Source organism: Amycolatopsis sp. NPDC041971 (assembly GCF_055588925.1).
On sequence record NZ_JBVJCE010000008.1, the window covers coordinates 187391 to 197775 of the forward strand.

General features: G+C 68.1%; 10 protein-coding genes. All 10 read left to right on the plus strand.

The genetic code is table 11. The annotated features are described in order from the left end of the window. Positions 1-3: 3 nt before the first annotated feature. Genes ACZ6DT_RS18540 through nuoK form a run of 10 tightly spaced genes read left to right on the plus strand, consistent with a single transcriptional unit; the run spans position 4 to position 10343 of the window. Positions 4-552, plus strand: a complete 549-nt coding sequence (locus ACZ6DT_RS18540) for a NuoB/complex I 20 kDa subunit family protein (RefSeq protein WP_005151847.1) — start codon at positions 4-6, stop codon at positions 550-552. Beyond that, positions 549-1343: an NADH-quinone oxidoreductase subunit C gene (locus tag ACZ6DT_RS18545; RefSeq protein WP_465596209.1), complete on the plus strand. Its 795-nt coding sequence runs from the start codon at positions 549-551 to the stop codon at positions 1341-1343. The genes ACZ6DT_RS18540 and ACZ6DT_RS18545 overlap by 4 nt, the downstream gene beginning before the upstream one ends. Next, positions 1340-2719, plus strand: a complete 1380-nt coding sequence (locus ACZ6DT_RS18550) for an NADH-quinone oxidoreductase subunit D (RefSeq protein WP_465596212.1) — start codon at positions 1340-1342, stop codon at positions 2717-2719. The genes ACZ6DT_RS18545 and ACZ6DT_RS18550 overlap by 4 nt, the downstream gene beginning before the upstream one ends. Further along, positions 2716-3588 carry an NADH-quinone oxidoreductase subunit NuoE gene (gene nuoE / locus ACZ6DT_RS18555; RefSeq protein ID WP_465596215.1) on the plus strand — a complete coding sequence of 291 codons (873 nt, stop codon included), beginning with the start codon at positions 2716-2718 and terminating at the stop codon, positions 3586-3588. The genes ACZ6DT_RS18550 and nuoE overlap by 4 nt, the downstream gene beginning before the upstream one ends. Further along, positions 3588-4868, plus strand: a complete 1281-nt coding sequence (nuoF, locus tag ACZ6DT_RS18560; RefSeq protein ID WP_465596218.1) for an NADH-quinone oxidoreductase subunit NuoF — start codon at positions 3588-3590, stop codon at positions 4866-4868. The genes nuoE and nuoF overlap by 1 nt, the downstream gene beginning before the upstream one ends. Continuing rightward, on the plus strand, positions 4865-7345 hold the full coding sequence (locus ACZ6DT_RS18565) for an NADH-quinone oxidoreductase subunit G (protein WP_465596221.1): 2481 nt from the start codon (positions 4865-4867) through the stop codon (positions 7343-7345). Before nuoF ends, ACZ6DT_RS18565 begins: the two co-directional genes overlap by 4 nt. Next, positions 7342-8679 carry an NADH-quinone oxidoreductase subunit NuoH gene (gene nuoH, locus ACZ6DT_RS18570; RefSeq protein ID WP_465596226.1) on the plus strand — a complete coding sequence of 446 codons (1338 nt, stop codon included), beginning with the start codon at positions 7342-7344 and terminating at the stop codon, positions 8677-8679. Before ACZ6DT_RS18565 ends, nuoH begins: the two co-directional genes overlap by 4 nt. After that, on the plus strand, positions 8666-9205 hold the full coding sequence (gene nuoI / locus ACZ6DT_RS18575) for an NADH-quinone oxidoreductase subunit NuoI (RefSeq protein ID WP_465596229.1): 540 nt from the start codon (positions 8666-8668) through the stop codon (positions 9203-9205). Before nuoH ends, nuoI begins: the two co-directional genes overlap by 14 nt. Next, entirely contained in the window at positions 9202-10047 is an 846-nt protein-coding gene (locus ACZ6DT_RS18580; RefSeq protein WP_465596232.1) for an NADH-quinone oxidoreductase subunit J, read from the plus strand. Before nuoI ends, ACZ6DT_RS18580 begins: the two co-directional genes overlap by 4 nt. Next, complete coding sequence (nuoK, locus tag ACZ6DT_RS18585) at positions 10044-10343, plus strand: NADH-quinone oxidoreductase subunit NuoK (RefSeq protein ID WP_061980060.1); 300 nt, start codon at positions 10044-10046, stop codon at positions 10341-10343. The genes ACZ6DT_RS18580 and nuoK overlap by 4 nt, the downstream gene beginning before the upstream one ends. Positions 10344-10385 lie beyond the last annotated feature (42 nt).

The following is a 10385-nucleotide window of genomic DNA, read 5'->3' on the forward strand; positions in this document are numbered from 1 at the left end:
AGCATGGGCCTCGAAGAAAAACTCCCCAACGGCATCCTGCTCGCCAGCCTTGAAGGCCTGGTCAACTGGGCGCGCAAGAACTCGATGTGGCCCGCCACCTTCGGTCTCGCCTGCTGCGCGATCGAGATGATGACCGTCGGCGGTTCCCGCTACGACATCGCGCGTTTCGGCATGGAGCGCTTCAGCGCGACGCCGCGCCAGGCGGATCTGATGATCGTCGCCGGCCGTGTCACGCAGAAGATGGCGCCGGTGCTCCGCCAGATCTACGACCAGATGGCCGAGCCCAAGTGGGTGCTGGCGATGGGCGTCTGCGCCTCGTCCGGCGGGATGTTCAACAACTACGCCGTGGTGCAGGGCGTCGACCACATCGTCCCGGTCGACATGTACCTCCCCGGCTGCCCGCCGCGCCCCGAGATGCTGCTCGACGCGATCTTGAAGCTGCACGCCAAGATCCAGGACGAGCCGATCAACGCCCGCCGGGCCGCGATCCGCGCCGCCAGCGGTGAGCGCACCGAGCTGATCGCCTCCTCGATCAAGTACGCGAAGAAGTGAGCGACGTGCCCGACGACAACACAGCCAACACAGCCGACACCCCCGAAGAGACCCCGGAAACGGGCGGCGAGCAGTCCAGCGCCGACAGGCCCGAAGGCGGCCTCGAACCGCAGGGCACTCGCCCGGCCGAACCGGTCGTCACCGGTAAAGAGCGCCAGGGAATGTTCGGCGTGCGCGGCACCGGTGACACCTCCGGTTACGGCGGCGTCCGCCTCCCCGCGTACAGCCCTGCGCCGGCGGAGCGCCCGTACGGCGGCTGGTTCGACGAGTTCGCCGACGAGTTCTACGCGGCCTTGGCGGACAACAAGATCCCGGCGAACGCCATCCAGCAGACCACGGTCGACCGCGGCGAGATCACCTTCTACGTCGCCCGCGAGCACCTCGTCGAGATCGCCAAGGTCCTGCGCGACGACACCGGTCTCCGCTTCGAACTGCTCAGCTCCGTCTCCGGCGTGGACTACGGCGTCGACGTCCCGCAGCGGTTGCATTCGGTCTACCACTTCACGTCGATGACCTACCGCCGCCGCATCCGGCTCGAGGTCACCCTCGACATCGAAGACCCGCACGTTCCGTCGCTGGTCGGGGTCTACCCGACGGCCGACTGGCAGGAGCGGGAAACCTGGGACATGTTCGGCATCGTCTACGACGGCCACCCGGCGCTGACCCGCATCCTCATGCCGGACGACTGGGACGGCCACCCCCAGCGCAAGGACTACCCGCTCGGCGGGATCCCCGTCGAATACAAGGGCGCGGAGATCCCGCCGCCAGATCAGCGGAGGTCTTACTCGTGAGCACCGAAAACCTCTCCGACGTCACGACAGGCACCGCCACCGGCCCCCAAGGCGCCGACAGCACCGACGACGTCAACTACGCCGACTCCCGCGAGACCACCGAAGGCCGTGTCTACACCGTTTCCGGCGGTGACTGGGAAGACCTCATCGAGGACTCCCGCCACGACGAGCGCATGGTCATCAACATGGGCCCGCAGCACCCGTCGACGCACGGCGTGCTCCGGCTCGTGCTGGAGATGGAGGGCGAGACCGTCACCCAGCTCCGCTCGGTCATCGGCTACCTGCACACCGGGATCGAGAAGAACTGCGAGTACCGCACGTGGACCCAGGGCGTCACCTTCGTGACGCGCATGGACTACCTCGCGCCGTTGTCGACCGAGATGGCGTACTGCCTCGGTGTCGAGAAGCTGCTCGGCATCCAGGCGCCGCGCCGCGCCGAACTGCTGCGCGTGATGTTGCTGGAGATCAACCGCATCGGCTCGCACCTGGTCTACATCGCCACCGGCGGGATGGAACTCGGTGCCACCACGGCGATGACGCTCGGTTTCCGTGAGCGCGAAGAGGTCCTGCACCTGCTGGAGCACCTCACCGGTCTCCGGATGAACCACGCGTTCATCCGGCCCGGCGGTCTCGCCCAGGACATGCCGGACGACTACCAAGAGGTCGTCAGCGCGTTCGTCAAGACGATGGACGAGCGGCTTCCCTTGTACGACAAGCTCTTCACCGGTCAGCCGATCTGGCGCAACCGGCTCAAGGGCGTCGGGTACCTGCCGGTCGACGCCTGCCTCGCGCTCGGGGTCACCGGTCCGGTGCTGCGCAGCGCCGGTCTGCCGTGGGACATGCGCAAGACCGAGCCGTACTCCCGCTACGACGAGTTCGAGTTCGACATCCCGACCTCCACCGACGCGGACTGCTGGGCGCGCTACCTGCTGCGCGTCGAGGAGATGCACCAGAGCCTGCGGATCATCAAGCAGTGCCTGAAGAAGCTCGAGCCGGGCCCGGTCATGGTCGAGGACAAGAAGGTCGCCTGGCCGGCGCAGCTCTCGATCGGCAGCGACGGCATGGGCAACTCGCTCGAGCACGTCCGCAAGATCATGGGCCAGTCGATGGAATCGCTGATCCATCACTTCAAGCTGGTCACCGAGGGCTTCAAGGTCCCGCCGGGCCAGACCTACACGTCGGTGGAATCGCCGCGCGGCGAACTCGGCGTGCACCTGGTCTCCGACGGCGGCACCCGGCCACTGCGGGTCCACGTGCGCGAACCGAGTTTCGTGAACCTGCAGTCGATGCCCGCGATGGCCGAAGGCGGCCTGGTGGCGGACGTGATCGCCGCCATCGCCTCGATCGACCCCGTTATGGGGGGAGTGGACCGTTGAGCACCCAGCCCGGAACGACACCGACGCCCGAGCCCGGCACCAGCCTGGCCGAGCAGACCCACATCGCCGCCGGTGGCGACGTCGACGTGATCGCGATCGCGCCGGATTCCGCCGAGGCGGCGGGGATCCTGGAGAACGCGAAGCTCGAAGACATCTTCGATGCCGACACCTACGCCAAGGCGCAGAACCTGATTTCGCGGTACCCGCAGTCCCGGTCGGCGCTGCTGCCGATGCTGCACCTGGTGCAGTCGGTGCAGGGATACGTGAGCCAGGAGGGCATCGCCTTCTGCGCTTCGCAGCTGGACCTGTCCGACGCCGAGGTCAGCGCGGTCGCGACGTTCTACACCATGTACAAGCGCCGCCCGTGCGGCGAGCACCTGGTCAGTGTGTGTACGAATACCCTCTGCGCGGCCATGGGCGGCGACGCGATCTACAAGAAGCTCCAGACGCATCTCGGCTCCGAAGAGAAGCCGTTGGGGCACAACGAGACCGCGGGCACGCCGAACGAGCCCGGCTCGATCACCCTCGAACACGCCGAATGCCTCGCGGCCTGTGACCTCGCCCCGGTCATCCAGGTCGACTACGAGTACTTCGACAACCAGACCGAGGACAAGGCCGTCGCGCTGGTCGACGCGTTGCGGGCGGGCAAGAAGCCGGCCCCGACGCGCGGCGCGCCGCTGACGAGCTTCAGGGGCGCCGAGCTGCAGCTCGCCGGGTTCTTCCCGGAGGACGCGCAGCAGTACCGGACGGACGTCGACGGTCCTTCACAGGCCGTCGAAACCTTGCGGGGCGCGCAGGTCGCGCAAGACCGCGGCTGGACCGCGCCCGCGATGCAGGACGTCCCACTCCCCGAAGTGGAGAAGAAGTAATGGCAGATCCCATCACTCCGGTCCTCACGAAGCGCTGGCTTTCGCCCAACTCCTGGACGATCCAGTCCTACGAAGCCCTCGAGGGCTACACCGCGATCCGCAAGGCGCTCAAGGGCACTCCCGAGCAGATCGTCCAGCTGGTCAAGGACTCCGGCCTCCGCGGCCGTGGCGGCGCGGGCTTCCCCGCGGGCATCAAGTGGTCCTTCATGCCCCCCAACGAGGACAAGCCGCACTACCTCGTCATCAACGCCGACGAGGGCGAGCCGGGTACCTGCAAGGACATCCCGCTGATGATGGCGGACCCGCACTCGCTGATCGAGGGCTGCATCATCGCCTCGTACGCGATGCGTTCGCACCGCTGCTTCATCTACGTTCGCGGTGAGGCGCTGCACTGCATCCGCCGTCTCAACGCGGCCGTGCGCGAGGCCTATGAAGCGGGCTACCTCGGCGAGAACATCCTCGACTCCGGATTCGCCCTCGACATCACCGTGCACGCGGGCGCCGGCGCGTACATCTGCGGTGAGGAGACGGCGCTGCTCGACTCGCTGGAAGGCCGTCGTGGCCAGCCGCGGCTCAAGCCGCCGTTCCCGGCCGCCGCGGGGCTCTACGCCGCGCCGACCACGGTGAACAACGTCGAGACCATCGCCAGCGCGCCGTACATCATCAACGGCGGTTCGGACTGGTTCCGCCAGATGGGCCGTGAGAAGTCGCCCGGCCCGAAGATCTACTCGATCTCCGGCCACGTCGAGAAGCCCGGCCAGTACGAATGCCCGCTCGGCACCACGCTGCGCGAACTGCTGGACATGGCCGGCGGCATGAAGGACGGCATCCCGCTGAAGTTCTGGACGCCGGGCGGTTCGTCCACGCCGATGTTCACCGCCGAGCACCTCGATGTTCCGCTGGACTTCGAAGGCGCGGCGGAAGCCGGGTCGATGCTGGGCACGACGGCCGTGCAGGTCTTCAACGAGACCGTTTCCGTGCCGTGGGCCGTGATGAAGTGGACGCAGTTCTACGAGCACGAGTCCTGTGGCAAGTGCACGCCGTGCCGCGAGGGCACGTACTGGCTGGCGCAGATCCTGGAGCGCATGGTCGAGGGCCACGGCACCGAGGAGGACATCGACACCCTGCTCGATGTCTGCGACAACATCCTCGGCCGCTCGTTCTGCGCCCTCGGCGACGGCGCGGTCTCGCCGATCCAGAGCGGGATCAAGTACTTCCGCGAGGAGTTCCTCGCACTCTGTGAAACCAACAAGCGCGAACTGGTGGGGGCGCAGGCATGACGATCGCACCCGACAAGCCGGGAACGTCCACGGAGGACACCCCGGTCCCCGAGGGCCATGTGAAGCTGGTCATCGACGGTGAAGAGGTCATCGCGCCCAAGGGCGAGCTGCTGATCCGCACCGCCGAACGGCTCGGCACGGTCATCCCGCGCTTCTGCGACCACCCGCTGCTCGACCCGGCGGGCGCCTGCCGCCAGTGCCTGGTCGAGGTCGAAATGGGCGGCCGTCCGATGCCGAAGCCGCAGGCCTCGTGCACCATGACGGTCGCCGACGGCATGGTCGTGAAGACCCAGCTGACCTCGGCCGTCGCGGACAAGGCCCAGCAGGGTGTGATGGAGCTGCTGCTCATCAACCACCCGCTGGACTGCCCGGTCTGCGACAAGGGCGGCGAATGCCCGCTGCAGAACCAGGCGCTGGAGCACGGCCGCGCGGAATCCCGGTTCGTCGACGTGAAGCGGACGTTCCCGAAGCCGCTGCCGATCTCCTCGCAGGTGCTGCTGGACCGGGAGCGTTGCGTGCTCTGCCAGCGCTGCACCCGGTTCTCCCGCGAGATCGCCGGTGACCCGTTCATCGAGCTGCTCGAACGCGGCGTCCACCAGCAGATCGGTACGGCGGAGACGGCGGATGTGCTGGACCTGGCCTCCCGGACGACGTCGGGGCAGCCGTTCCAGTCGTACTTCTCCGGCAACGTCATCCAGATCTGCCCGGTCGGCGCCCTGACGTCGGCCGCGTACCGGTTCCGCTCGCGGCCGTTCGACCTGGTGTCCGCGCCGAGCGTGTGCGAGCACTGCTCGTCCGGCTGCGCCGAGCGGACCGACTTCCGCCGCGGCAAGGTCATGCGGAAGCTCGCGGGCGACGACCCCGAGGTCAACGAAGAGTGGATCTGCGACAAGGGCCGGTTCGCCTTCCGCTATGCCACCGCCGATGACCGCATCCGCCGTCCGCTGATCCGCAACGCCGAGGGCGTGCTCGAAGAGGCTTCCTGGACCGACGCGTTGCGCGCGGCCGCCGCCGGGCTCGCCGAGGCGCGGAACGGCAAGGGTGCCGCGGTGCTGACCGGTGGCCGTCTGACCGTCGAGGACGCCTACGCGTACTCGAAGTTCGCGCGGATCGCCTTGGGCACCAACGACATCGACTTCCGGGCCCGCCCGCACTCGGCCGAGGAACTGAGCTTCCTCGCTTCGCACGTGGTCGGGACGACGCCGGAAAGCGGCGTCACCTTCGGCGAGATCGAGCGGGCGCGCACGGTGTTGTGCGTCGCGTTCGAGCCGGAGGACGAAGCGCCGATCGTGTTCCTGCGGCTGCGCAAGGCGGCCCGCAAGAACCGCACCCGCGTCGTCCACTTGGGACAGTGGACCACCTCCTCGGTCCACAAGACCTTCGGCGAGCTGCTGGCCTGCGCGCCGGGTGCCGAGGCCGCCGCGATCGACGGCATCGCGCAGCACGCGCAGGACGTCGACCAGGCGCTTTCGGCCGAAGGGTCGGTGATCCTCGTCGGCGAGCGCGCCGCGGAGGTCCCCGGTCTGTTCTCGGCCCTGCACCGGCTGGTGGAACGCACCGGCGCCCGGCTCGCGTGGATCCCGCGTCGCGCGGGTGAACGCGGTGCCCTGGCGGCGGGCGCGGCGCCGACGCTGCTGCCGGGTGGCCGTCCGGTCACCGACGCCGCGGCGCGCGCCGAGATCGAAAAGGCTTGGGGCGTCACGCTTCCCGCTGGTGAAGGGCGCGACACCACCGCGATCCTCGAGGCCGCTTCCGCCCACGACCTCGACGGCCTGCTCGTCGGTGGTGTGGACCCGGACGACCTGCCGGACCCGGAGCTGGCCCGCCGCGCGCTCCAGCACGCGAAGTTCGTGGTGAGCCTGGAACTGCGGCACAGCGGGGTCACCGAGCACGCGGACGTCGTCCTCCCGATCGCCCCGGCGGTCGAGAAGGCGGGCAGCTACCTGAACTGGGAAGGCCGCCGCCGCGAGTTCGCCGTCACCCTCGAAGGCACCGGCGCCCTACCGGACTGCCGGGTGCTCGACACCCTCGCCGTCGAGATGGACGCGGACATCTTCACCCAGACTCCGGCCGCCGCCGCTGCCGATCTGGCCAAGCTGTCTGCTAGGAACGGCTCGTTACTTGCAAATTTTGCAAGTAACGGACCGTTCATTGCACGCGCCGAGCCCAAGGACGGCCAGGCCCTCCTCGCCACCTGGCGGCAGCTGATCGACAACGGTTCGCTGCAGGACGGCGAGCCGCATCTCAAGGGCACACAGCGCGAGGTCGTCGCCAAGCTCTCGGCGAAGACCGCCGAAGGCCTGGGCAAGACCGTGCAGGTCTCCACCGAACGCGGTTCCATCACGTTGCCGATCGAGGTCGCGGACCTGCCGGACGGCGTCGTGTGGCTCCCGGGCAACTCCGACGGTTCAGCCGTCCGCGCCGCACTCGCGGCCGGTCACGGCTCCGCCGTCACCCTCACCGGAGGTGAGAAGTGACTCCGTTGCTCAGCCAGATGCCGGACGCCGCCGAGCGGGCGGCGCTGCTGGCCGACGACCCGTTGTGGCTGATCCTGATCAAGACGGTCGTCATCCTGCTGATCGGCCCGATCCTGACGATCTTCCTGATCGTCTGGGAGCGCAAGGCCGTCGGCCGGATGCAGAACCGTCCCGGCCCCAACCGGGTCGGGCCCGGCGGCTATCTGCAGTCCCTGGCGGACGCGATCAAGCTGCCGTTCAAGGAACAGATCATCCCGGACACGGCCGACCGCAAGGTGTACTTCCTCGCGCCGGTGATCTCCGCGGTGCCGGCGCTGATCGCGCTGGCCGCGATCCCGTTCGGCCCGGTGGTCTCGATCTTCGGTGAGCGGACCACGCTCCAGCTGGTCGACCTGCCGGTCGGCGTGCTGGTGATCCTGGCCTGCTCCTCGATCGGCGTGTACGGCCTCGTGCTGGCCGGCTGGTCCTCGGGTTCCCCGTATCCGCTGCTCGGCGGACTGCGAAGCGCGGCTCAGGTGATCTCCTACGAGATCGCGATGGGTCTGTCCATTGTGGGCGTCATCCTCTACGCGGGTTCGATGTCGACCTCGGCGATCGTCGAGTCGCAGCAGACCGGCTGGTACTTCTACCTGCTGCTGCCGAGCTTCGTGATCTACCTGATCTCCATGGTCGGTGAGACCAACCGCGCCCCGTTCGACCTCCCCGAGGCCGAATCCGAGCTGGTCGGCGGTTTCCACACCGAGTACAGCTCGATGAAGTTCGCGATGTTCTTCCTCGCCGAGTACGTCAACATGGTGATCGTTTCGGCGTTCGCGACCACGTTGTTCCTCGGCGGCTGGAAGTTCCCGTTCGTCGGCGCCGACCACGCGCTCAACCAGGGTTGGCTCCCGCTGCTGTGGTTCACCGCGAAGCTCTTCATCCTGCTGTTCGGGTTCATCTGGCTGCGCGGCACGCTCCCACGGCTGCGGTACGACCAGTTCATGCGGCTGGGCTGGAAGGTCCTGGTCCCGGTCAACCTGGTCTGGATCGTCGTGATCGTCACGGTCCGCGCGATCAAGAACTCGGGCGGCCTCTCCACCCCGCAGATCCTCATCGGCGGCGGCGCGCTCATTCTCGTCGTCGTCATCCTGAGCCTGCTGCTGCCGGACAAGAAGGTCCCGGACGACGACTACGTCCCGGTGACCGGTGGCGGATTCCCGGTGCCGCCGCTCGACCTGCAGGTTCCGGACCAGACTCCCCGTCAGAAGGCCCTCGCGAAGGCCGAAGCCCGGGCTGCCAAGCGCAAGCCCGCGGCGGTTTCCAGTGGAAGGGAGGCCGGCGATGGGGATGTTTGATCCCATCAAGGGTTTCGGTGTCACCTTCGGGATGATGTTCAAGAAGGTCGCCACCGAGGAGTACCCGGAGGCGGGCGCCCCCGCCGCTCCGCGTTACCACGGCAGGCACCAGCTGAACCGGCATCCGGACGGGCTGGAGAAATGCGTCGGTTGCGAACTGTGCGCGTGGGCCTGCCCGGCGGACGCGATCTTCGTCGAAGGCGGTGACAACACCGAAGAGGCACGCTTCTCGCCCGGTGAGCGGTACGGCGCCGACTACCAGATCAACTACCTGCGCTGCATCGGCTGCGGGTTATGCGTCGAGGCCTGCCCGACCCGGTCCCTGACGATGATCAACTTCTACGAGCTGGCCGACGACGACCGCCAGCGGTTGATCTACACCAAGGAAGACCTCCTCGCGCCGCTGCTGCCCGGTATGGAGCAGCCGCCGCATCCGATGCGGCTGGGCGACAACGAGCAGGACTACTACGTCAACGGCCCGGAACTCGCACGGCAGCCTGCTGAGCCGAAGGAGCCGGTCAAGTGATCACGGCATTCCTCGCGCAGACGGACGTTTCGGCCGGGGTCACCACCGGCGAGACCATCGCGTTCTGGGTGCTCGGCCCGCTCGCGCTGCTCGGCGCACTCGGCATGATCTTCTCCCGCAACGCCGTGCACTCGGCGTTGTGGCTGGTGCTCACGATGCTGTGCCTCGGCGCGCTGTACATGATCCAGCAGGCGCCGTTCCTCGGCTTCACGCAGATCATCGTCTACACCGGCGCGATCATGATGCTGTTCCTGTTCGTGCTGATGATGGTCGGCAGGGAGAGCTCGGACTCGGTCGTCGAAGTGCTGCGCGGGCAGCGGGTCATGGCGACCCTGCTCGGCATCGGCGTCGGCGGGCTGCTCGCGGCGGGTCTCGCCCGCTCGCTGGCCAACGTCACCCCCGCGCTGCCGCTCGACCCGGCGAGCCTCGACGGCGGTGGCCCCGGCGGGCTGGGACGGCTCATCTTCACCAAGTACCTGTTCCCGTTCGAGCTCACGTCGGCGCTGCTGATCACCGCCGCGCTCGGCGCGATGGTGCTCGCGTTCACCGACCGGCACGCCAAGGGCGGCAAGAAAAACCAGAGGGAACTCGTCGTCGACCGGTTCACCGGCAAGCACGACAGGCCTTCGCCGCTGCCCGGCCCGGGTGTGTTCGCGACCGCCAACTCGATCGCCACCCCGGCGCTGCTGCCCGACGGTTCGATCGCGCCGGAGTCGCTCTCGGACATCATCGAGTCGACTTCGGCCTCGCGGCTGGAAGACGAGCGCAAGCAGGTCGCCGGGACCGGCGACGGCCCCGACGCACACGCTCTCGTGGGCAAGCCTGAAGGGGAGAAAGAATGACCCCGACGTACTACCTGCTCCTGTCCGCGCTGCTGTTCACCATCGGCGCGGTCGGGGTGCTGGTGCGCCGCAACGCGATCGTCGTGTTCATGTGCATCGAGCTGATGCTGAACGCGGCGAACCTGTCCCTGGTCACGTTCGCCCGGATCAACGGGTCGCTCGACGGCCAGGTGATGGCGTTCTTCGTGATGGTCGTGGCCGCCGCGGAGGTCGTGGTGGGGCTGGCGATCATCATGGCGATCTTCCGCACCCGGCGCTCGGCCTCGGTCGACGACACCAACCTGCTGAAGTACTAGGGGTGCCACCTCATCCCCGCCGCCCACCCTTGTTGGACGCGC

Bases quoted from the DNA above. Each gene is read 5' to 3' on its own strand.
- nuoK (WP_061980060.1), top strand. From the start codon at position 10,044: ATGACCCCGACGTACTACCTGCTCCTGTCCGCGCTGCTGTTCACCATC.
- ACZ6DT_RS18540 (WP_005151847.1), top strand. From the start codon at position 4: ATGGGCCTCGAAGAAAAACTCCCCAACGGCATCCTGCTCGCCAGCCTT.
- ACZ6DT_RS18565 (WP_465596221.1), top strand. From the start codon at position 4,865: ATGACGATCGCACCCGACAAGCCGGGAACGTCCACGGAGGACACCCCG.
- nuoI (WP_465596229.1), top strand. From the start codon at position 8,666: ATGGGGATGTTTGATCCCATCAAGGGTTTCGGTGTCACCTTCGGGATG.
- nuoF (WP_465596218.1), top strand. From the start codon at position 3,588: ATGGCAGATCCCATCACTCCGGTCCTCACGAAGCGCTGGCTTTCGCCC.